Annotated in this window: 22 protein-coding genes; 8 read left to right on the top strand and 14 right to left on the bottom strand. The window is 67.7% G+C overall.

Annotation, left to right across the window (positions count from 1 at the left end):
• Positions 1-147: 147 nt before the first annotated feature.
• The 3 genes from katG to A5750_RS01545 form a co-directional block, all read right to left on the bottom strand.
• A complete protein-coding gene (gene katG / locus A5750_RS01555) occupies positions 148-2388 on the bottom strand; it encodes a catalase/peroxidase HPI (protein WP_067260804.1) in 2241 nt (746 codons plus the stop codon).
• Positions 2389-2422: 34 nt separating this feature from the next.
• Complete coding sequence (locus tag A5750_RS01550) at positions 2423-2863, bottom strand: Fur family transcriptional regulator (protein WP_066956712.1); 441 nt, start codon at positions 2861-2863, stop codon at positions 2423-2425.
• Between the two features lie 95 nt (positions 2864-2958).
• A complete protein-coding gene (locus A5750_RS01545) occupies positions 2959-4245 on the bottom strand; it encodes an Ig-like domain-containing protein (RefSeq protein WP_066956714.1) in 1287 nt (428 codons plus the stop codon).
• A gap of 131 nt (positions 4246-4376) precedes the next feature.
• Between A5750_RS01545 and A5750_RS01540 the strand changes: the two genes are divergently transcribed.
• Complete coding sequence (locus tag A5750_RS01540; RefSeq protein ID WP_067260799.1) at positions 4377-5195, top strand: hypothetical protein; 819 nt, start codon at positions 4377-4379, stop codon at positions 5193-5195.
• 59 nt (positions 5196-5254) lie between these two features.
• Positions 5255-6760: an FAD-dependent oxidoreductase gene (locus A5750_RS01535; RefSeq protein WP_067260794.1), complete on the top strand. Its 1506-nt coding sequence runs from the start codon at positions 5255-5257 to the stop codon at positions 6758-6760.
• 76 nt (positions 6761-6836) lie between these two features.
• On the opposite strand, the gene A5750_RS01530 is transcribed toward A5750_RS01535, so the two are convergent.
• A complete protein-coding gene (locus A5750_RS01530; RefSeq protein WP_066956723.1) occupies positions 6837-7880 on the bottom strand; it encodes a bifunctional 2-polyprenyl-6-hydroxyphenol methylase/3-demethylubiquinol 3-O-methyltransferase UbiG in 1044 nt (347 codons plus the stop codon).
• 56 nt (positions 7881-7936) lie between these two features.
• A complete protein-coding gene (locus A5750_RS01525) occupies positions 7937-9115 on the bottom strand; it encodes a glycosyltransferase (protein ID WP_066956725.1) in 1179 nt (392 codons plus the stop codon).
• A gap of 379 nt (positions 9116-9494) precedes the next feature.
• On the opposite strand from A5750_RS01525, the gene A5750_RS01520 reads away from it, so the two are divergent.
• The 4 genes from A5750_RS01520 (at position 9495) to A5750_RS01505 (ending at position 13314) form a co-directional block, all read left to right on the top strand.
• Positions 9495-10835 (top strand): PPE domain-containing protein, encoded by a 1341-nt coding sequence (locus tag A5750_RS01520; protein ID WP_066956729.1) that lies wholly within the window; start codon positions 9495-9497, stop codon positions 10833-10835.
• A gap of 255 nt (positions 10836-11090) precedes the next feature.
• Positions 11091-11867 carry a C39 family peptidase gene (locus tag A5750_RS01515; RefSeq protein WP_066956733.1) on the top strand — a complete coding sequence of 259 codons (777 nt, stop codon included), beginning with the start codon at positions 11091-11093 and terminating at the stop codon, positions 11865-11867.
• A 230-nt stretch (positions 11868-12097) separates the two neighbouring features.
• Positions 12098-12379, top strand: a complete 282-nt coding sequence (locus A5750_RS01510; RefSeq protein ID WP_231989091.1) for a DUF732 domain-containing protein — start codon at positions 12098-12100, stop codon at positions 12377-12379.
• A 131-nt stretch (positions 12380-12510) separates the two neighbouring features.
• Entirely contained in the window at positions 12511-13314 is an 804-nt protein-coding gene (locus A5750_RS01505; protein WP_156659728.1) for an MOSC domain-containing protein, read from the top strand.
• Between the two features lie 4 nt (positions 13315-13318).
• Here A5750_RS01505 and A5750_RS01500 read toward each other — a convergent pair whose 3' ends face one another.
• From A5750_RS01500 to A5750_RS01480, 6 genes are all read right to left on the bottom strand, one after another.
• Positions 13319-14587, bottom strand: a complete 1269-nt coding sequence (locus A5750_RS01500) for a cytochrome P450 (RefSeq protein WP_066956740.1) — start codon at positions 14585-14587, stop codon at positions 13319-13321.
• Positions 14588-14602: 15 nt separating this feature from the next.
• Positions 14603-16006, bottom strand: coding sequence for an NAD(P)/FAD-dependent oxidoreductase (locus tag A5750_RS01495; protein WP_067260791.1), 1404 nt, complete (start codon positions 16004-16006; stop codon positions 14603-14605).
• On the bottom strand, positions 16003-16218 hold the full coding sequence (locus A5750_RS01490; RefSeq protein ID WP_066948546.1) for a ferredoxin: 216 nt from the start codon (positions 16216-16218) through the stop codon (positions 16003-16005). Before A5750_RS01490 ends, A5750_RS01495 begins: the two co-directional genes overlap by 4 nt.
• A 116-nt stretch (positions 16219-16334) precedes the next feature.
• Positions 16335-16586 (bottom strand): hypothetical protein, encoded by a 252-nt coding sequence (locus A5750_RS01485; protein WP_066948550.1) that lies wholly within the window; start codon positions 16584-16586, stop codon positions 16335-16337.
• A gap of 1 nt (position 16587) precedes the next feature.
• A complete protein-coding gene (locus tag A5750_RS25095) occupies positions 16588-16833 on the bottom strand; it encodes a DUF6480 family protein (protein WP_082948147.1) in 246 nt (81 codons plus the stop codon).
• A gap of 199 nt (positions 16834-17032) precedes the next feature.
• The gene (locus A5750_RS01480) at positions 17033-17287 is read right to left on the bottom strand and encodes a hypothetical protein (RefSeq protein WP_066948558.1); all 255 of its coding nucleotides are present in this window, start codon (positions 17285-17287) and stop codon (positions 17033-17035) included.
• A 245-nt stretch (positions 17288-17532) separates the two neighbouring features.
• On the opposite strand from A5750_RS01480, the gene A5750_RS01475 reads away from it, so the two are divergent.
• Both A5750_RS01475 and A5750_RS01470 read left to right on the top strand, forming a co-directional pair.
• The gene (locus A5750_RS01475; RefSeq protein ID WP_066948561.1) at positions 17533-18090 is read left to right on the top strand and encodes a CsbD family protein; all 558 of its coding nucleotides are present in this window, start codon (positions 17533-17535) and stop codon (positions 18088-18090) included.
• Positions 18091-18116: 26 nt separating this feature from the next.
• Positions 18117-18791 (top strand): IF2 family translation initiation factor, encoded by a 675-nt coding sequence (locus A5750_RS01470; RefSeq protein WP_066948564.1) that lies wholly within the window; start codon positions 18117-18119, stop codon positions 18789-18791.
• Positions 18792-18803: 12 nt separating this feature from the next.
• Here the strand turns inward: A5750_RS01470 and A5750_RS01465 are convergent, their stop codons facing one another.
• The 3 genes from A5750_RS01465 to A5750_RS01455 form a co-directional block, all read right to left on the bottom strand.
• Positions 18804-19481 carry a cutinase family protein gene (locus A5750_RS01465; RefSeq protein WP_066948567.1) on the bottom strand — a complete coding sequence of 226 codons (678 nt, stop codon included), beginning with the start codon at positions 19479-19481 and terminating at the stop codon, positions 18804-18806.
• A gap of 105 nt (positions 19482-19586) precedes the next feature.
• Positions 19587-19916, bottom strand: coding sequence for a DUF3253 domain-containing protein (locus A5750_RS01460; protein WP_231989090.1), 330 nt, complete (start codon positions 19914-19916; stop codon positions 19587-19589).
• A gap of 14 nt (positions 19917-19930) precedes the next feature.
• On the bottom strand, positions 19931-20704 hold the full coding sequence (locus tag A5750_RS01455) for an enoyl-CoA hydratase/isomerase family protein (protein WP_066948570.1): 774 nt from the start codon (positions 20702-20704) through the stop codon (positions 19931-19933).
• Positions 20705-20797 lie beyond the last annotated feature (93 nt).

The following is a 20797-nucleotide window of genomic DNA, read 5'->3' as shown; positions in this document are numbered from 1 at the left end:
GCCCCGTCGACGTCACGAGGCATAACCGAGTGCGACGGTTTGCCGCGTGTCATCTGCATAGGTTATGTGTCGCGGAAACGACCGCGCCCTGACCTGAGGGCGCCCCGCGAGCCCATGGCCCGCGGGGCGCCACTCGGTATCCGGGTGTTACTTCAGATCGAACCGGTCGTTGTTCATGACCTTGACCCAGGCCGCGACGAAGTCCTCCACGAACTTCCCCTGGCTGTCGTCCTGGGCATAGACCTCGGCCAACCCGCGCAGCACCGAGTTCGACCCGAACACAAGGTCATTCGCGGTCGCGGTCCACTTGGTCGCGCCCGAGGCCCGGTCGCGGCCCTCATAGACGTTCTCCGCGGTCTCCGACGGCTTCCACTCGGTACCCATGTCGAGCAGGTTGACGAAGAAGTCGTTGGTCAACGCGCCGGGCCGGTCGGTGAACACCCCGTGCTTGGTGCCGCCGTGATTGGCGCCGAGCGCACGCAGGCCGCCGACGAGCACCGTCGTCTCCGGGGCGGTCACACCGAGTAGGTATGCCCGCTCCATCAGCAGGTGCTCCAGGGGAGCCTTCTCGCCGGGCCGGATGTAGTTGCGGAAGCCGTCGGCCCGCGGTTCGAGCACCGCGAACGACTCCACATCCGTGTTCTCCTGGGAGGCGTCGGTGCGCCCCGGCGCGAAGTGCACCGAGATCTCGTAGCCGGCGTCCTTCGCCGCCTTCTCGACCGCCGCGGAGCCCGCCAGCACGATCAGGTCGGCCAGCGAGATCTTCTTGCCGCCCGATGCCGCGTCGTTGAAGTCCCGCTGGATTTTCTCCAGCACGGGCAACACCTTGTCGAGTTCGGAGGGCTCGTTGCACTCCCAGTTCCGTTGCGGCTCCAGGCGCAACCGCGCCCCGTTGGCGCCACCGCGCTTGTCGGTGTTGCGGTAGCTCCCGGCCGCCGACCAAGCGGTCTTCACCAGCTGGGGAACCGACAGGCCCGCCCCGAGGACCTTGCTCTTCAGCTCCGCGACGTCCTTTTCGTCCACCAGCTCGTGGTCGACGGCCGGTACCGGGTCCTGCCAGAGCTGCGGCTCGGGAATCCACGGCCCGAGGTAGCGGCTGATCGGTCCCATGTCGCGATGCAGCAGCTTGTACCAGGCCTTGGCGAAGGCCTCGGTCAACTCCTCGGGGTGGTCCAGCCAGCGCCTGGTGATGTCCCGATAAATCGGGGACTCGCGCATCGAGATGTCGGTGACCAGCATCGTCGGCGCCCGACCCGGCCCGGCGAACGGATCGGGAATGGTTCCGGCACCGGCGCCGTCCTTGGCGACGAACTGCCAAGCATCGCCGGGGCTCTTGGTGAGCTCCCACTCGTAGCCGTACAGCGTCTCCAGGAAAGTGTTGTCCCACTGAGTCGGGGTCGGCGTCCAGACCACCTCCAGGCCGCTGGTGATGGCGTCCTTCCCAACGCCGGTGCCATACGAGCTCTTCCAGCCCAGCCCCTGCTGTTCGATCGGAGCGGCCTCGGGCTCGGGTCCGACCAGATCGCCACTGCCGGCGCCGTGGGTCTTGCCGAAGCTGTGCCCGCCGACGATGAGTGCGGCGGTCTCCTCGTCGTTCATCGCCATGCGGCCGAACGTCTCGCGGATGTCGATCGCTGCGGCGATGGGATCCGGCTTGCCTTCGGGCCCTTCCGGATTGACGTAGATCAGACCCATCGTCGTGGCCCCGTAGGGCTGGGCGAGGTCGCGCTCGCCGGAGTACCGCTTGTCGGTGCCCAGCCAGGTGTCCTCCTCGCCCCAGAGGGTTTCCTCGGGCTCGAAGACGTCTTCGCGGCCGAACGCGAACCCAAAGGTCTTGAATCCCATCGATTCCAGGGCGCAGTTACCGGCGAAGATGATCAGGTCCGCCCAGGAGATCTTGTTGCCGTACTTCTTCTTGACCGGCCACAGCAGCCGACGGGCTTTGTCCAGGCTCACGTTGTCCGGCCAGCTGTTGAGTGGGGCGAACCGCTGCATGCCCTGGCCGCCGCCGCCTCTGCCGTCGAAGATGCGGTAGGTGCCGGCCGCGTGCCAGCTCATCCGGATGAACAGGCCGCCGTAGTGGCCGTAGTCGGCGGGCCACCAGTCCTGGGAGGTGGTCATCACCGAGATCACGTCGGCCTTGAGCGCGTTGACGTCGAGTTTGGCGAACTCGGCGGCGTAGTCGAAGTCGTCGCCCAGCGGGTTGGACCGGGGGTTGTGCGGCTGCAGCATCGACGGGTCGACCTGGTCGGGCCACCAGTCCCGGTTCGTCAGGGGTGCGTTCGATTTCGGCTTGGGGGAGGCGATTGCGGGGTTTTCGCTTTCGCTGGTGCTAGCCGTCTTGCTGTCGTCATGGGGCGGCCGACCTTCGGAGATATCGGATGGCACAGCATTCCTTTCTTAGGGGTGATTGGGCTGCGTTCTAGGAACCTGCAGTCGAACAGTCGGGGCACACGCCCCAGTAGATGACCTCGGCCTCGTCCAAGACGAAGCCATCCAGAATGTCGTTGTCGTCAGACGGTGTGAGGCAGGGCGCCTCACCCACCGCACAGTCGATGTCGGCGATGACGCCGCAGGCCCGGCACACGACATGGTGGTGGTTGTCGCCGACTCGCGACTCATAGCGGGCGACCGACCCCGAGGGCTGGATCCGGCGGACCAAACCCACCGTGCTCAGCGCGTTGAGAACGTCGTACACGGCCTGGCGGGAGACGTCTGGCAGGCCTACGCGCACCGCCGAGAAGATGGTCTCGGTGTCGGAGTGCGGGTGGGCGTCGACTGCCTCCAGCACGGCGACCCTGGGGCGGGTCACCCGGAGATCGGCCATCCGCAGTCGTTCCGCGTAATCGGCCGTCGATGACACCGCACCAATATGACGCACTTATCTGGAACGAGTCAAGAGTTTACTGTGAAGTGGGGCACAACTGCCGGTGACGAATGAGCCACATCACGCTGATTTCAGGTTGGCTTCAGCGCGCTGCCTTTGCGCCAGTCGTCCCAGCTGATCGTCCAGTCGCCGTTCTGCGCCAATGTCAACGGCGGGCCGCCGCTGTTGCGGACCTCCACCACATCACCGGGCACGGAGAAGTCGTAGAACCATTTCGCGTTGTCCGCGTTCAGGTTCAAGCATCCGTGCGAGGTGTCCTGATGCCCCTGCGCCCACACCGTGGCGTCGAGCTCGTGCAGATAGATGCCGTCGGTGCTGATCTTGGTGGCGTAGTTGATCGTTTCGCGGTAGCCCAGGCGGGAGTTCTTGGGCAGCCCGAACGTCGAGGAGTCCATGACCACCGGGTTGCCCTTGTCGAGCACGGTGTAGACGCCGGACGGGGTCCACAACGAAATCTTTCTGCCGCCGACGTCTTCGGTGCCCCCCATCCCCATCGAGGTGGGCATGGTGCGGACCAGGGCGCCGTTGTTGAAGACGCTGACCTGATGGGTCGCGTCGTCGGCGATGGAGACGTGCGCATCGCCGATCCGGAACGACACCTTGGTGTCGTCCTGCCCGAACAGTCCGCCGCCCAAGGCGACTCCGTAGATCTTGGCTTCGGCGGTGACGGAAGTGCCCGGCGCGTAGTAATGCTCGGGGCGCCAGTGGGCGGTTTGGTCGTCGACCCAGAACCACGACCCCTCCACCTTGGGATCGGTGGTCACCGCCAGATGCCGCTCGGCTTCGGCGCGGTCGGCAATCTGCTCGTCGAAGTGTGCCACGACCACCATCCCGACGCCGTAGGTCCCGCCGTCTTTCAGGGCGGCCTCCGACGTGGTGGTGAACGAGACCTTGGTCTGGTTGGACGGCTTCAGCGTCGAAAAGGACGAAACTTGCGTCGACGCAACGCCATTGGGGCCCCGGCTGGTGACCGTCAGGGTGTAGGTGCGGCCATAGCCCAGCGGGACGGTGGGCTTCCATACGGTGTTATCCGGCGTCATGACGCCCTGCACCGACTTGCCGCTCTCGTTGACCATGCGGACGTCGGTCAGCGTTCCCGCGTCGGCCTTGACCATCACGTGTGCGAGCGGATCGACGTCGTGCGCATCGGGCCCCGGCGTGACCGTGACTTGCGCCGGCCCGGAGGTTTTCGACGAGGCGCTGCGGTGACCGCAGCCACCGCTGAAGCAGTCCAGCGACGCCGCGACGACGACGGCGCCCACCACCGCGACAACCACCAGCGCGGCGATCAGCAATCGGCGGGCCTTGCGATCTGCGAGGATCCGGCGGACGGACCGGTCACTGGTCTTGGACATCATTGAGCTGTCGGATCCTTGCGTTCTGTTGGATGCCGGGTCGAATCACTGCCCAGCAGGACGAGGTTGTCCATCAGGTGCCACGGACGTGCGGTTTTTAAACCGGCCGGCGCCGGGGCGGGGATCATGGCGTCATGGCCGACGACGAACTGGACAGTCTGTATGCGGCGCCGCCGAAGGATTTCACGGCGCAGCGCACGAAGTTAGCCGCAGCGGCCAAGCGCCGGGGGGACGACGCCGGCGCCAAGCGGATTTCCGCGGCCAACAAACCGACCACCGCGGCGTGGATCGTCAACCGGCTCGCGCTGCGCGATGCCGACACCAAACGGCGCCTGACCGACTTGGGCGACCGGCTGCGCGCCGCGCACGCCGCGATGGACGGCGCGCGTATCCGGGACTTGTCCGCCGAGCAGCACCGGCTCGTCGGTGAGCTCACCCGAGCCGCACTGCGGGCCGCCGACGTCAGCAACCCATCCTCGGCGGTGCGCGACGACATCGTCAGCACGCTGCAAGCGGCCATCGCCGACCCCGAGGTGAGGGAGCGCCTCGGCCGGCTGGCCCGGCCCGAGCAGTGGTCGGGTTTCGGCGAATTCGGCGCCGCGGCGCCCGTGACGGCTGAGCGGGCCGGGAAGGCGAACCAGCGGTCCGCGCCGTCGCGGGCACAGCCGGCGAAGCAGCCCGCGCATGACGCGGCCGCGCGGCGCCGACTCGAGAAACTGACTGCGGCCGTGACAGCCGCCGAGCGCGAGCAGGCCGGCGCCGAGGCCAGGCTCTCGGAGCGCCGGGCGGAGCGCGCTGCGGCCCGGCACCGCCGTGATGACGCGCTCGCGGCTCTGCGAACCGCCGAGCGCGAACTCGAACACGCCGAAGCGCACTACGAGCGGGCCGAGCAAGCCAGCCGCGCCGCGGGGGAATCAGTCAAGGAGGCGAAAGCGCAGTTGAAGCGGGGCTGACAGCATCCGTCGGGCCGCGTCGGTGTTTCCCTGAGTCCAGCCGGGGTATTAAGCCCCCCGTGACGTCTTTATGGTTGGCCGATCGGGCCGAACAGCCTTGGGCCGCAAGCAAGCTTGACGAGGGTTCCCGGTCGGCCGATGTCATCGTGGTGGGCGCCGGCATCACCGGGCTGATGACCGCGGTTCTGCTGGCCCGCGCCGGCAAGGACGTACTGGTGCTCGAAGCGCGCACGGTGGGAGCCTGCGCGACCGGGAACACCACCGCGAAGATCAGCCTGCTGCAGAGCACCCACCTGTCGAAGATCCTGCCCAGGCATGGCAGGGAATTGGCCCGCGCCTACGTCGACGGGAATCGCGAAGGCCAGGACTGGGTGCTCGAATACTGCGAGTCGCACGGCATACCGGTGCAGCGCGAGGACGCCTACACCTATGCCCAATCCCCCAAAGGGGTGCCGTCCGCGCGCCTGGAGCTCAAAGCGTGCCAGGCAGTGGGGCTGCCCGCCGTCTGGGACGACGACGCCGGCGTGCCGTTCCCGTATCACGGCGGGGTGCGGCTTCCCGACCAGGCGCAGTTCGACCCCATGCCGTTCCTGGACGCGCTGGCCACCGAGCTGCTCAACCGCGGCGGGCGGCTGGTCGAGCACACGCGGGTCCGGCGGGTGTCGAGCCGCGGCGAACGCGTGCGCGTACACGTCAACGACGCCGCCCAGCGCGACGTCGAGCTCCTAGCCGGGCAACTGATTCTCGCCACCGGCATCCCGATCCTGGATCGCGGCGGATATTTCGCGCGCGTCAAGCCGAGCCGGTCCTACTGCATGGCCTTCAAGGTCCCCGGCAACATCACGCGGCCGATGATGATCTCGACCGACTCGCCGACCCGCTCGGTACGCTACGCGCCCGTCGCGGACGGCGAACGGCTGATCGTTGGCGGGGCCGGCCACACCGTGGGACGCAAGAAGAGCCCGTCGAAGGCGCTCGAGGAACTGGCGTCGTGGGCCCGCAAGCACTATCCGGGCGCCGAGCAGACGCACTTCTGGTCGGCGCAGGATTACACGCCCATCGACCAGCTGCCCTACGTCGGGCCCATCCTGCCCAGGAGCGAAACCATTTTCGTGGCAACGGGATTCAACAAGTGGGGAATGACGAACGGCGCCGCCGCGGCGCTGGCGCTGTCCAGCCGCATCCTGGGTGGACGGATGGACTGGGCCAACGCGTTCGCCAGCTGGAGCCCGCACGAGTTGTCCGGCCTGCCGACCGCCATGCAGGCCAACCTGGAGGTGGGCTTCGACCTGGCCAAGGGCTGGGTCACCCCGCTGCTGCGCACCGGTCGGCGCAGCCCCGGGACCGACGAGGGCGGTGTGGTCAGCGGGCCGCCGTGGCACCTGGAAGCACGCTGCCGCGTCAACGGCACCGAGCATCGAGTGTCGCCGGTGTGCCCCCACCTCGGGGGAATCGTGAACTGGAACGACGCCGACCAGGCGTGGGAATGCCCGCTGCACGGGTCGCGCTTCGCCCCGGACGGCACCCTCCTCGAGGGGCCGGCCACCCGCGATCTGACCGCCTAGATCCCGCGCCGAGCGTGCACTCGACGCGGAAAATCGGCCGAACTCTCGCTGTCAACGCACGTTCGGCACGAAGGGCTCACTCCGTCTTCCGGTAGACCAGCCAGCGCAACTCGACCGGCGAATGCTCACGGTCGACGTCGAACACGTCGAGGCCGTTGGCCCACCCCTCGAACCAGCCCGTTGGCGGCCAGGCGTCCTGGGGCAGGTGAGCCTTCTCGTATTCGTAGGCGGAATCGTCGGCAACCAGCTCGAGGGACAGCCCCGCGGCCGCGGTCGCCATCTGATCGCGCGTGTAGATCATCGTGTTGCACTGCTGACCGAGTTGCAGCGCAGCGTCGTCGGGGACGTAGCCTTCGCGGGGCAAGAACGCGTTGAACAACAAACGCCCGCCGGGAGCCAGGCATTCGGCGGCGAGCTCGAACACGCCGCGCAACTCGCGGGTCGTTCGGAAGTCGGGGACCACCTCGGAGAGCACCATCAGCTGGTATTCCTCGTGCACGCTTTCCATCGCGGTGAAGACATCGCTCTGAATCACGTGCACACCCAGCGATTCGCTCTCCGCCTCCGAGCGCATGACGTCGGCGAGCTTGGCCGCCATCTCCACCGCGTCCACCGGGTGGCCGCGGCGGGCCAGGGCCAGGGCGTTGCGCCCGGTTCCCGCTCCGACATCCAGCACGCGGTAGGTCGTCGGGTCGGCCGCTTCGGCGGCCAGCGCCAACACCCGCGCGTCGGGCTCGGTGCCGAACAGCGGCGCCGGGCGCACGGCCACCCATTCGTCGTAGTCCGCCTCGAGCGTCCGCCACTCGGCCTTGACGCGGATGTTGACGCTCGTCCCGAAGTACGCGTTGAACGAGATGAGGATGTCCGAGCGGGGAGAGGCCTTGAAGCCCTTCGCCAGCTCGGTCTCGAGCGAGATCCGCAGCTGCGCGGACTGTTCGGGCGTGTGCCAGACACCCAGCGTGGCGCAGAGGTTGCCGCACAACTGTACGTATTCGTCGATCAGGCTCGGGACGGCCGGCACCCTGATGTGCCCCTCGGCCGACGTCCGGCGATACCACCGCCTAACCATCGCTTCGTAGAGCATCGGCGGGTCGAAAGGGCCAGGAGGCGGATCTTGCACCAGAACCTTCTACACGACCCGGCCGCTTTGCACCACTGATCGGACCAATGCGTCGATCAGTCCGAGCGGGCGGCGTCTTCCAGGAGGTCGGCGGCCTTGGCGACGCTCTCGGCGGGCTTGCTCATCTGTGCGGCGACCTCGCGGGCGCGGGCGGCGCATTCCGGAGTCAGGATGGAACGCAGGTCCGCGACCAACGAGTCCAAGGTGCTGTCCAAAAAGCGCCGTCCCGCACCGAGTTTCAGACGGTCGACGGCCTCCGCCCACATCGGCTGATCCCATACCGTCCAGAGGATGAGCGTGGGAACTCCTGCGCGCAGGCCCGCCGCGGTGGTGCCCGAGCCACCATGGTGGACCACAGCGCGGCAGGCGGGGAAGACGGCCGCGTAATTCAGCGCATCCACCACCTTGACATGGTCGAACCGTGGAACGCCGCCGAAGTCGTTCGCGCCGGCGCAGATCAACGCCCGCTCACCCAACCGCGCGCAGGCGGCGCTGATGACGGCGACGGTCTCGGCGGGAGAGTCGATCGGTGTGCTGCCGAACCCGAAGTAGATCGGCGGCGTGCCGGCCGCAATCCAGGACAAGACGTCATCGTCGGCATCCGTCGGCAACTCCAAGGTCAGCGACCCGACAAAGGGACGTCGACCGCCCGGCTCCACCCATTCGGCGGCCGGCCCGGGCAAGCAGATCTCGTCGTAAGTCTGGAGTTCGAGCGATCCGTCTTCGTGCCCCGCCGATGCGGCCACCTCGGGCAGGCCAAGCGCACGGCGTTGGGCGGCTCCGGCCTCCCTGGTGATGCCCGAATACAACTCGCTCGACGGCATGATCCGCGCCGGGAAGACGTGCAGCGCGGCGAGCGGAATCCCGTGATATTCGGCGACATTGGCCGCGAGCGCCTGGTCGTTCATGTGCGCCAGGAGCAGGTCGGCCTCCTTGGCCAGCGATGTCAGCGTCGCGCTCTTCTCCGCCCAGATCCGGCTAACACGCTCGGTGGCTTGAGAAAGCGCGCCGAGCCCGTTTTGAAAGCGGCCAAGAAATTCCGAGGCCGCATTCATCGAGCGTTGCGTATCCGGCCCGTAGGCGACCGCGGGCAGCCCCGCCGACTCGACGAAGCCGACCTTGTCCGGCGGGACTGCCAGGCGCACGTCGTGACCCCGGCGCGACAACTCCCGGCCGAGGGCGGCGCAGGGCTCGATGTCGCCCCGCCCCCCGTAGCTTGCCAGTACGAATTTCATCCACTCCGACCTAACTCGCGGTGACGGTATCGATCCAAGCAGACCTGCCAGGTCGGGACCGCCGGGCGGGACCCCGCCGGCACCGCGCGATTCAGGCATGGCGCGTCCGGTGCGGTTGACGGGTTTCGCCGTGATGCGGAGGTAACTTATCGGTGCTCTGGGACATCCCTATGTCGTTGAATCCCTGGTCACCGCCGATGCTCGAGCGCCTGCCGCGAAAGCTCCGCGGCCAGGGGGCAGGGCTCGGTTGTCGGTCGTCGCGGTACCTGTACTACTTAAAGGATCGAGATTTGTTTGCTGTCCGTTGGGCAATCCCACTACGGCCAGCAACGAGCCGTTAACACTGTGGCCACCGTTGAACCGTCCGAGGAGACGACTCATGGATTTCGCAGCACTACCTCCGGAGATCAACTCCGGGCGGATGTATACCGGGCCAGGGGCGGCGCCGATGCTGGCCGCCGCGATGGCCTGGGACGCGCTGGCCGTCGCGTTGCATTCAGCGGCGGACTCGTATCAGGCGGAGGTGACGGCGTTGACGGGCGGGCCCTGGCTGGGGCCATCGGCGGCGGCGATGTCGGCCGCGGCCGCCGAGTACGTCGCGTGGACACGGACCGCCGCCGCGCAGGCCGAACAGACCGCCGGCCAGGCCAAAGCCGCGGCCGCAGCCTACGAGGCGGCGTTCGCGGAGTCCGTACCGCCGCCCGTCATCGCGGCCAACCGCAGCCTCCTGATGTCCCTGATCGCGACGAACATCCTGGGGCAGAACACGCCGGCGATCGCGACCACCGAGGCGCAGTACTCGGAGATGTGGGCCCAGGATGCCGGGGCCATGTACGGCTACGCGGCGTCGTCGGCGGCGGCGGCACGGCTGACACCGTTCGCCTCGCCGCAAGAGAGCAGTGATTCGGGCGGGTCGGTACGGCAAGCGGCCGCCCTGAACCAGGCCGCCACCACCTCGGCCGGCAAGGTGCAAAGCGCCCTCTCGCCGACCCAGCAGGCCTTCAACGCGACGCCCGACGCGCTGCTCAACCTCGCAAGCCCCCTCGACCTTGGCTTCGGCGGACGCGACCTGCTGGGCCTGGCCGCCGACCTGAGCGCGGTGTTCGTCGACCCAGAAGTCGGGACGGCGGGGCTCGCCGCCGCCGTCGTTGCGCTGCCCTACGACGTTTCCGGCGCCCTGACCGGTTTCCACACCGATGACATTGTCAGCGGTTGGGCGGGCATCCAGGCCTGGCCCGGGTCGGCGCCCGTGCCCCCCACGCCCTTCCCGGTGATCACCAACCTGGCGGGCGGGTCGGCCGCGACGGCGAGCCTGGGCCAGGCGAACACGGTCGGCGGTTTGTCGGTTCCGCCTGGCTGGGCGGCGGCCGCCCCTGCGGTACGCCCCGCCGCCCTGGCCTTGCCCGCCACCACGGTCGGCGCCGCCGCGCAGGCCTCGTCCAGCGGCTCCGGAAGCCTGTTCGGGGAAATGGCCGCGGCGAGCATGGCCGGGCGCGCCATGGCCGGTACGGCAGGCGCGGGCGTTGCCGGCCGCGCGGAACGGCTCAGGGCCGCAACGCAAAAGGCGACGCAGGATGGCACCGCGGCGCCGCAGGTTCCGGCGGGTGGCCCGATCACCAGCATCGCCGCCGAGCTGCGCGAGCTGGCATCCCTGCGCGACGCGGGAATCATCACTGAGGACGAATTCAACGAGCAAAAGCAACGCCTGCTCCCACACTGACTCCCAGAAAATGGAGATAGCTGATCGCATTCCGTTCACTGGCGCTCTCAGAAAGGCGTCCAATATCGACAGATGTCGCAGGCAATTGTTTCGTATGATTTTTGTATGTTGGGGCGACATTTCGCGATTGATATCGACCGAAACCTTTGAATTGCTGAGTACGTAGCGGCGCGGCATTAGTCGCCTATAAGGGCGAGCGGAAGTGTTACCGTTTGCACGCTGCCAAGCTTTTTTGATCGAACTTCGCGAGCGCCCATGTTCACTTCCACGACGGCGTCCATGCCCCGGGCCGCACTGGTGGCCGCATGCGTCGGCGTCGTCGGTGTTTGCCTGGTTTCATCGTGCCGCCCGGCGCCGCCGTCGGCGCCGCAGGCGAACGCGTCGTCGGCAATCGTCAGCAGCGCCCCCAGCAACCCCACGCCGACGCAGGCGGCCGGCGCGCATCCGCCGATCGAAGACGGCATCTACGGCGATCCCGTCGCGGCCGCAAAGTATTGGCAGCCACAGTCCCTGGAGGACAACTGCGGGCTGATCTCGGTGGCCGACGTGGTCGGCGAGATCACCGGCCACGCACCTACGGAACAGCAGATGATCAAGCTGGCGGAGTCGACGCCCTCACAAACCAATCCGGGGCCCATCTACGCACCGCGCGACGACCCGAGCCACGCCAACGGCGACGGCGGCATCGAAATGGCCGATGCGGTAGTGCTACTCGACCACTACGGCATCAAATCGGAGGTGACTTACGCGGCCCATCCGGAACAGACCGGTATGCCTGCATTGGAGCGGTACCTCGCCGGTAATCGCAAAGTGATCGCCTGGGTCAACTCCGCCGTCATCTGGAACACCAGCGATCAGCGGACCAAGGCCGATCACTTCCTGGTCGTCACCGGTATCGATACCAATAGGGAGATCGTCCACCTCAACGACCCCGGCGCCGATCACCCCGACGAACAGGTCACCATCCCGACCTTCGTGACCGGCTGGCAAACCGGACAGGAATCGATTGTGGTCACCGCGAGTCCTGGCTGAGTGCCGGCTTTCCCGGGCAGACGGGCCGGCCCTGCGGGTGCGATCAATACTCACATCGACCTCGCGGAAATGGATCCCCGCCGCCGATTACCACAGACCGCAGCAATTTTCCTAGTTTTAATATTCGCGGCATCGCTCACTCATATACTGGCCCCACCTCGACACCGACAAGAAAAGAAGGGCACGAAATGCTTGCACCGCGTTGGCTGGCCAAACTGACAATTCCCGTCATGGTTGGCGCTGCCCTCACCGCAACCACCGCGATTGCCTCGGCCGACAGCACGGACGACGCGTACATCGCAAAACTGCACAACCTGGGATTCAGCTGGCCGTCGGGGAGTGACTCCGACATGATCGCAATGGGACACGCGGTCTGCGCCGACCGGATGGCGGGAAAAACTCCCGATGCGATCGCCGCCGATTTGCACTCCAGCATGAGCTCGAAGGGCTTCTCGTTCGCGGATATGACCGGCTGGGTCAGTGCGGCGGAGTCGACCTACTGCCCGGGCTGACCGCTCCCTGACCCACCATCGGTTTTCGCGCCCCTCCCGCATACGCTTTGCGGGATAGTTGGTGCGGTCTCGCCGAGTGGGGATGAGCAGTGGAGGAATCGACGGCCTTTTCAGATTTCGCCGCGGTGGACATGCAGGTGCACAGCCTGCTCCGCTACCCGGTGAAGTCGATGCTCGGGGAAGCCGTGCCCAGCATGTTCGTCGACGAGCACGGCGCCGAAAGCGACCGGCGGCTGGCGTTGCTCGACGCCACGACCGGGCATGTAGCCAGTGCCAAGAACGCCCGGTTGTGGCGAGGTCTGCTGAAGTGCACCGCGAATGCAGACGCCGGTCGGGTGAGCATCGGGCTGCCCGACGGCACCAGTGTGACGGCCGACGACCCGGGCATCGACGATCTGCTTTCGCGGCTGATGGGGCGACCGGTTCGATTGATCGCCCAGCGCCCAGAGGGTGCCACGCTGGTTCGCCCGGACCCGGAGAAGTTGCTCGAGCTGGGCTTGGACGCCGAGGTCAGCGGCCGCATTCTCGAGATCGCAAAGGCGACCCCGGGCGACGCGTTCACCGACGAGGCGCCACTGCACGCGATCACCACCGCCACGCTCGAGCACATCGGCGTCGAGGCGCTACGGTACCGGCCCAACCTGGTGATCACGACGCCGCCGGGCTACCCGCCCTACGGCGAAAACGATTGGGTCGGCGGGGAAATCGCCGTCGGCGACGCGCGTCTGCGGGTGCTGACCGCCACATCACGGTGCGTCGTGCCGACGCTCGAACACGGCCCACTGCCGCGGGCTCCGCAGGCGCTCCGCACCCCCGCAGCCGAGAACCGTTGGGACACAGGCGGTCACGGTGCTCAGCCGTGCGCGGGCGCTTATCTCGCGGTGGTGACAGAAGGCGTCATTCGCGTGGGTGACCGCGTCACCCTCGGTCGGTGAGGGCTCAATCGGCGATCGCCGCGAAATCCACCCAGAGATGGCGCGGCCCGCGGAACACCTGATTGTGCCGGTAGGGCGGCGGGTCGACCACCAACTCCGGAGAATCGACGCGCCGTAGGAACGTCTCGAGGGCCAGGTTGACCTCCAGGCGGGCCAACGGCCCACCCATGCAGGTGTGGATGCCGCTGCCCCAACCGAAGTGCTCGTTGTCGTCGCGGAGCGGGTCGAAGCGATCGGGACTCTCGAACCGGCGCGGGTCCCGGTTGGCCGCCGCGTAAACGAGGTGCACCGCCGACCCCGCCGGGATCACGGTTCCGCCGACCTCGATGTCAGCGGTGGCGCTGCGGCTGGGGAAGAACTGCACCGCTGACTGCAGCCGCTGCACTTCCTCGATAGTGCGCGGGATCAACTCGGGTCGGTCGCGCATCAGATCCCATGAGCCGGGGTTGCGCAGCAGTGTCATCACGCAGTTGGTGATGGTGTTGACGGTGGAGTCGTGGCCCGCGACCAGCAAGAGCATGGCGTTGGACGTGGCCTGCTTGATCGACATGGGCCCGTCGGGTCCGTCGTCATGCAGCAGCTTGGACAGCAGCCCGTCGCCGGGGGCCTTCGCGTACCCGTCCACGAGGCCACCGAGGTAGTCAAGCAACGCCGCGGTGCTTGCGCGGCCCTTCTCGGCCAGGGCGCGCCCCTCGTCGGTATCACCCTCGGGCCCCAGGTCCGTGCCCATCATGAAGTCGAAGATCCATGCGTGGAACATCTGCTCGTGTTCGACTGGCACGCCCAGGATCTTGCAGATGACCGCCACGGGGATCGGGTACGCGAAGTCCTCCACGACGTCCAGGCGGGTGCCGCCGCGGGCCCTGACCCTGTCAAGCAGGTCACCGGCCAGTCGCACGACGAACGGCTCCATGCTCGGGATTAGGTCGGGGGAGTGCGGCGGGCCGAAGTGGCGCATCACCTGGCGGCGGGCGCGGTCGTGGTCGGGCGGGTCGGTGACGATGATGCTGGCCTCGCGCCCGTAGGCCTGCATGTGCTCGCCGCCGGGTTCGGGCTCGCTTTTGCCGCCGCCGAGGCCTGCTGGGCTTCGGCTGATGTCGGAGCTGATCCGCGGGTCGTGGGCCAGCGCAAGCAACTCCGGATAGCCGGTGACGACGTAGGTGTTGTCGGCGACCTTGGCCACCGGCGTCCTGCGCAGCTCCTCGAAATACGGGTAGGGGTTCGGGCGGTTCCCGAACTTCATCGCTTCGGCCCAAGCGGTTGCGGCGTCCATCGTCGTCTCCTACCGTCAGCGGACCCGGGGCCGGAATTCGGCGCCACGTGAGGTCGGGTCGTGTCCGGTCAGCACCACGTCGGGCATGGCGGTCGGTTCGCGGGGATCGGGGAACCGGGCCGGCATCGGCTCGAAGATGACCGGACGGTCGTATCCCGGCGGGGGCGGGGGGAAGGGCGCCGACCGCTCGATGAGGGAGGCGTAATACGGCAACCACTTGCCATGGTTGAACGTCACCGCCCCCACGATTCGGCCCCGGTAGCCGTAGGCGGCCGCGAAGCGGCGTTCCGTGATCGAACCTTGGGTGAAGACGATCTCGTCGCCGAACGAACACACCCCGACGCTCTTGATGTTCACGCCGAACTGGCCGGACCAGAAAGAGGGCAGCGGCAGGTGCGGTCGACGCCCCAGCTCGAGGCTGATCATATTGTTGGCCGCCACCTCGGCGCCGAAAGCGGCATTGTCCCAATGCTCTTGGGACATGAACTGGTATTCGTAGAGGACGTGCGGGGCGCGGGCCACGTCGCCGGCGACGAAGATGTTGTCGGTCACCACGCCATTGATGTCGAAGGCGCGGCAGCCGGCGTCACACGCCACTCCCCAGAACCCACTCGCCAGCTGAGCGCCGTCCAGCCATTCCACGTTGCGGATCGAGCCCAGCGAGGCGACCACCACATCGACGTCGAGCACGGTGCCATCCGAAAGGCGGGCGGCGCGGACGCGGCCGTCGGCGTCGCCGTCGAGGCCGTCGACCGCCACACCGGTACGCAGGTCGACGCCGGCCTCGATCTGCATCCGTGCGGCGATATCGCCGATCACGCCGCCGAGCGCGCCGACCAGCGGAGCCTTGCCACGTTCGGCGACGGTCACCGGCAGGCCGAGGTCCCGGCACACCGACGCGATCTCGGAACCCACGAAACCGGACCCGACGATGAGGACCCGGCGGGGTCGGTCCTTCAGCGCGGCGGCCAATCTCGCGGCATCGTCACACGTGCGCACCGTGAATAACCCGGCCAGGGCGGCCTCATCCGAATTGAACCACGGGCGGGCCCTGGTCCCGGTGGCGATCAGCAGCCGGTCGTAGTCGAGCCTCTCGCCGTTGGCCAGCAACACTTGACGGTTGGACCGGTCCAATCCCACCGCCGCGACGCCCAGTCGCCAGTCCGCGTCGACGGGTTGCAGGCGGGGCAGCTTCGTGTGGTCGGCGGGCACCCAACCCTTCAATACCTGCTTGGACAGGGGCGGCCGATCGTAGGGCTCGTGCGGCTCATCACCGACGATGGTGAGCGAGCCGCGAAACCCTTTGTGCCGCAGCGTTTCCGCGGCGCGCAGGCCGGCCAGTGAGGCGCCGACGATGACGATTCGGCCGTCGGACTTGAACGATTCGACGAGCTGGCCGACGAGGGAAGCGGTGCTCACGGGGTGTCCCGGTCGGCGGGCGGATCCACTTCGAGGATGATCGCCTGCACCGGGCAGGAGGCCGCCGCGCGCAATACGCGCAGACGCTGGGAATCGTCCGGGTTGGGGTCGTACGCTAACGCTTCTTCGCCGACAAGCCGCAGCACGTCGGGCGCCAGAGGGACACACTGCGCGTAGCCCTGACACTTGTTGAGATCGACGACCAGCCGCATACTCCGACCTTCCGCCCGTCGGCTACCAGCCCCCTTGCGGGCAGACTACTTCGCCGCGGCTGTCGGCTACGAAAGATCACGGAGATTCGCTGCGCAGCGGTCGCAGCGCAGGGATATCAGGCACCCAAGTTGCGGAGCGCAGTGTCGAGCTCCTCGGCCTGTTCGGCCAGCTCACGTTCCGACAGCTGCCTGCCCCCGGCCCGGTCCAGCACCTCTCGGCGCGTCGCGATCTGCAGTGCGCCACGGTAATCCGGTGCATCCAACTCTGCCGGCGAGGCGACGTCGATGCGGCCCTCGATCGCGACCAGCGCGGCGTGCTCATCCTGGCAGTCGAGTAGCCGCCGGACATCGTCAGCGGTGACGGTCATCCTAAGTCGCCCCAACCATTTTCATGACGAGCAGCACCGCTACCGCGAGGAAGACCACGACGAAGACGCAAACGGCGGTCACCGTGAGTACGGAGCTGGGGGTGAATCGCCCGGTCGCCGGCGGTTGGCGCTCGCCCACGCCCGACGTCTGCGGTGCCGCGGGGGGAGTGGATCCCGGGGGGACGCCGCCACCGGCCTCGAGCCCGGGCGTTTGCACCGGGTCGGGATTAGGGGGTTGTGCTGTCATCGCTGACGCCCGTCCTTTCCTGGGCTTTCGGTGTCTCGCTCGCGCCGGCGTCCGTCCCGGGTCGCTTCGCCACCCGCGCACGCCATTGCGCCGTTGCATTCCCGCCCAGAACGCGCCCAAACGGGGTGCTGCGATTACGGCCCGATCAGCCAGCGTCCGCCCGGCAAATGAGCGGCATCAGGCGGCTGGAAGCCGGTGTCTAGGATTCCGCGTGCGGAGTGGGGCTTTGTGCGGATTCCCACTTCGACTCCAGCGACCTGCTCACCGTGGTGCCGGCGGGCAGGTCGAGCTGGAAGGTCTCCCCGTCGTCGTCCTGGAAGGTGACGGTGTAACCGGTGTCGGTGGAGTCTTTGAACACCACCTTGTAGGGCTGTTCGCCCGAGCCACGGTCGACGGCGATGATGTCGCCAGGGGTGACGTCGTCGATGAGGTCGTTGCCGGAGGCTTTGGACATACGGTCGACGGTAGCCGATGGCGCGGCCGCGCCGGTGTCACGATGACAGTCGCCCATCCTCGACGACCGCATTGCACGCGAATTACTCTGCAGCGCTGGCGAATTGATTCACCCCCGGTACATCGATCCGGTCCGACGCGTGGGTGACGCAGGTCACATGCGGGTTTGATCGCCCTCATCGGTGGAATCACTGGGCGTACACGAGCGAACGCAATTCTTGGCTAACCGCCGCAAGGAGATTTTCGATGAGCGAGCAGAACAAAGCCGACGAGGCCCGGCGGGGCCTGATCGATTCGGTGAAAGGCAAAGCCAAAGAGGTGTTCGGGGCTGTTACCGGCAACGAATCGCTGACCGCCGAGGGGCAACTCGAGCAGACCCAGGCGCACGAGCGCAAGGAAGCGAACGCGATGGAGGCCGTCGCCGAGGCGCAGGCCAAGCAGGCGCAGGACGCCGCGGCCGAAGCCAGGGTCCAGGGCGCCCAACAGCGGGTCGCGGCGAACGCGCAAGCCGTCGCCGCCGAAGAATCGATCGAAGCCCAGGAGGCGGCTCAGAAACGGGCCGCCGAGGAGGCCGCGCGGCAGCGGGCGACCGCCGAGAAGACCCAGGCCGAGCTGGACGCGCAGCGTGAAGCGCAGCGAGCGAAAGCCGAAGAGCGCGCCGAGATCCGTGAAGCGTCGGAGGACATCATCGACGCCGTCGCCGAGCACCAGACCTCGGTCCAGGTGGCGCACAACGAGGCGTCGGAGGCCGACCGCCTGCGACGTCAAGCCCAGAACGTCACCGACGAAGCCGACCTGCCCTGACGGCGGGTCACACACAGGAGAAGTTGATGAGAATATCCGAAGTCCCGTTCGCCGTTCTGCGGTTCCACTACCAGCTGGCCCGTTTCCCATTGCAGGTCATCGAGGATCGGGTTGTCACCCGAATCCCGACCGAAGCGCCCGCGCGGCTGCTGTTCGAGCGCTCGCTCGGCATGCTGGACACCACGGTCGGCAATGTGCTCGATGATCCGAAGCTGGTCGAGCGGGGGACGGCACTCGTTGAACGCAGCGACGCGCTGGGCCGCGCGGCGCAGCTGGACGCGAAGGCCGTAGCCAGGAAGGAGCAGGCCGACGCGAAGCTGAAGGGCGCCCGCGACGAGGCGATCGCGGACCGGCAGGAAGCGCAGGCGGCCACGCAGCAGGAGATCACCGAGGCCCGCAACGCCGCCGAGCAACGCAAACGCGAAGCCGCGCAATCGGCCCAGCAGCAGAGCGCCGCGGCGAAGCGGCGCGCCGACGAGGCGGCGGAGAGGCAGAAGCGGACGGTCGAGTCGGCCAAACGCCAGGTGGAGACCAGGACTCAGGCCGCCGAGAAGGCCGCCTCCAAGGCCGCGGCGGCGAAGATCGACGAGGCCGAGGACAAGCTGGGCGACGCCGCCGAAAAGCGCTCCGAGGCGGACCGCGTCGCGCAACTGGCGGCCGCCGAGAAGCGGCAGCGGCAAGAAGAACGCGCGAACGACTGACGGCCGCGCGCCTCAGACGCGCGGCGCCGGCCCCTGGTTGATCTTGTTGGCCGCGAACGTCGCGGCCTGGGCGGTCATTCCGGCGTCGATATAGGAGACGTGCGCCATGATGTTGCCGCCTCCGGAGCAGATCGGGTCGTCGGGGGCGCACAGGCTGATGGTCTTGGATCCGTACGCCGGGTTGATCGTCGGTAGCGGTTGTCCGCCCCACAACATGGATGAGAATCCGCTGCTGGGCTCGCCGAAGAGGGCCACCGCGGCGACGTGGTCGGCGACCGAGGGCGCCATCGCGTTGGTCGCCAGATCGATCACCGTCGAGCCCTGCGAGTATCCGCCGAGGACGATCCTCGAGTTCGGGCAGCTGGCCACCGTGTCTTGAATATGTGTGCTTGCGTCATTGGATCCGGCGTTGGCGCTGTTGTGGTAGTCGTCGTTGGCCGGGTAGTTGACGGCGTAGACGTCGACGGACTTGCCTCCGAGCTGCGAGGTGAGCGAGTCCACGAACGCCTGCCCGATGTTGCCCAGACCGGGCTCCTGATGAGTGCCGCGGGCGAACACCACCGAGACGTCGGAGCATGCGTCGGCGGCAGCGGAGGGCAGGGCTGACGAGTCCCAGACGGGGATGCTCAGCGCAGCCCAGGTCGTCGCCACCGACACACCAACTATGCGACCAAATCTGCGTGCACTCATGCCGAAATCCTGTCACATCATCGACCGCGGCGGTCCTGCCGGTTGACGCTGGGTCGGGGAAGCGAACGCATACAGCCGAATCATATTGCGGCGCAACGGAAGCTCTCAGTCGGCGGTAGTCCGGATGCGAATGGGGCCGGTCCAGTCGCCCTCGGGATCGACAGCGGAGCCGCGCTGCGTGATCTCCACGTCGCCCGATCTGGCGAGCTGCCGCGCGACGTCGCGTGCTTCGGGCATCAGCGCGCGCCAGTTCTCGCCACCCACGGCCCGGGCCGCGTCCGACGGGCAGATGCTGCTCCGCGAGCCGCGGTGCTCGGCCAGCGCGCGGATCGACGATTCGAGTCGCCGCCTGATCGGCCCGTCCCCGAGCGCGATCTCGGCATAGTCGGCGCCGGGCCCGCCGCCGTCACGGACCCGGCCCAGCTCGGCACGCAATCGCCCACCCATTCCTAGCGGCCGCGCCACTGGGGCTTGCGCTTCTCGGCCCACGCCCGGAGGCCCTCGGCGACGTCCTCGGTCGCCCCGGCCACCTTGCGCATGGTCTCCCCGAAGCGAACGGCCTCGATCCAGCCCATGTCCGCCGTCCGCCACGCCACTTCCTTGGTCGCCCGCTGGGCCAGGGGAGCGGCCTCGGTCAGGGTCCGGGCCCAGGCCCGGGCCTCGGCCTGCAAGTCGTCCGGCTCGACGAGCTTCCACACCAGACCGATTTCCTTGGCCCGCACGGCGCTCATGGGCTTGCCGGTCAGGAGCAGTTCCATGGCGTGGGCCCAGCCCACCCGCTGGGGTAGCCGGATGGCCCCGACGATGGTGGGCACGCCGATCGACACCTCGGGAAAACAGAACGTCGCCTCGGTGCTGGCGATGACGAAGTCGCAGAAGAGCGCGCCGGTCACTCCATAGCCGATGCAGGGCCCGTGCACGGCGGCGATGGTCGGCTTGAACAGCTCCATCCCCGACTCGAAGGAGTTGATCGTCGGCTTCTCCCAGAAGGTGCCGCCGAAGGTGCCCACCGAGCCCTCGCCGTCCTTGAGGTCGCCGCCGGCGCAGTAGACGCTGCCGTTGGCGGTCAGGATCGCGACCCACGCGTCCAGGTCGTCGCGGAACCGCTCCCACGCCGCGTTCAAGTCTTGACGGAGAGGCCCGTTGATGGCGTTACGAGCCTCGGGGCGGTTGAGGGTGATGGTAGCGACGTGGTCGTCCAGCTCATACGTGACGAGACTCATGGGTTCACCCTAGGGCGCCGAGTGTGGGCCCTACGGATGAAAACTGACTCGAATTCGTCCATCGGCCCCACGCTCGGCGAACGGCCCACGGCC

This window comes from Mycobacterium sp. 852002-51613_SCH5001154 (genome assembly GCF_001667425.1).
In the GTDB taxonomy this organism is placed as follows: Bacteria; Actinomycetota; Actinomycetes; order Mycobacteriales; family Mycobacteriaceae; genus Mycobacterium.
This window is presented reverse-complemented; position numbering and strand designations above follow the sequence as displayed.

What these genes read in the sequence shown, in the direction of transcription:
- A5750_RS01485 (WP_066948550.1), bottom strand. Translation starts at nt 16,586, where the DNA reads ATGACCGTCACCGCTGACGATGTCCGGCGGCTACTCGACTGCCAGGAT.
- A5750_RS01455 (WP_066948570.1), bottom strand. Translation starts at nt 20,704, where the DNA reads ATGAGTCTCGTCACGTATGAGCTGGACGACCACGTCGCTACCATCACC.
- A5750_RS01500 (WP_066956740.1), bottom strand. Translation starts at nt 14,587, where the DNA reads ATGGACGCCGCAACCGCTTGGGCCGAAGCGATGAAGTTCGGGAACCGC.
- A5750_RS01475 (WP_066948561.1), top strand. Translation starts at nt 17,533, where the DNA reads ATGAGCGAGCAGAACAAAGCCGACGAGGCCCGGCGGGGCCTGATCGAT.
- A5750_RS01515 (WP_066956733.1), top strand. Translation starts at nt 11,091, where the DNA reads ATGTTCACTTCCACGACGGCGTCCATGCCCCGGGCCGCACTGGTGGCC.
- A5750_RS01520 (WP_066956729.1), top strand. Translation starts at nt 9,495, where the DNA reads ATGGATTTCGCAGCACTACCTCCGGAGATCAACTCCGGGCGGATGTAT.
- A5750_RS01505 (WP_156659728.1), top strand. Translation starts at nt 12,511, where the DNA reads ATGCAGGTGCACAGCCTGCTCCGCTACCCGGTGAAGTCGATGCTCGGG.
- A5750_RS01540 (WP_067260799.1), top strand. Translation starts at nt 4,377, where the DNA reads ATGGCCGACGACGAACTGGACAGTCTGTATGCGGCGCCGCCGAAGGAT.
- A5750_RS25095 (WP_082948147.1), bottom strand. Translation starts at nt 16,833, where the DNA reads ATGACAGCACAACCCCCTAATCCCGACCCGGTGCAAACGCCCGGGCTC.
- A5750_RS01525 (WP_066956725.1), bottom strand. Translation starts at nt 9,115, where the DNA reads ATGAAATTCGTACTGGCAAGCTACGGGGGGCGGGGCGACATCGAGCCC.
- A5750_RS01480 (WP_066948558.1), bottom strand. Translation starts at nt 17,287, where the DNA reads ATGTCCAAAGCCTCCGGCAACGACCTCATCGACGACGTCACCCCTGGC.
- A5750_RS01490 (WP_066948546.1), bottom strand. Translation starts at nt 16,218, where the DNA reads ATGCGGCTGGTCGTCGATCTCAACAAGTGTCAGGGCTACGCGCAGTGT.
- A5750_RS01545 (WP_066956714.1), bottom strand. Translation starts at nt 4,245, where the DNA reads ATGATGTCCAAGACCAGTGACCGGTCCGTCCGCCGGATCCTCGCAGAT.
- A5750_RS01465 (WP_066948567.1), bottom strand. Translation starts at nt 19,481, where the DNA reads ATGAGTGCACGCAGATTTGGTCGCATAGTTGGTGTGTCGGTGGCGACG.
- A5750_RS01510 (WP_231989091.1), top strand. Translation starts at nt 12,098, where the DNA reads ATGGTTGGCGCTGCCCTCACCGCAACCACCGCGATTGCCTCGGCCGAC.
- A5750_RS01470 (WP_066948564.1), top strand. Translation starts at nt 18,117, where the DNA reads ATGAGAATATCCGAAGTCCCGTTCGCCGTTCTGCGGTTCCACTACCAG.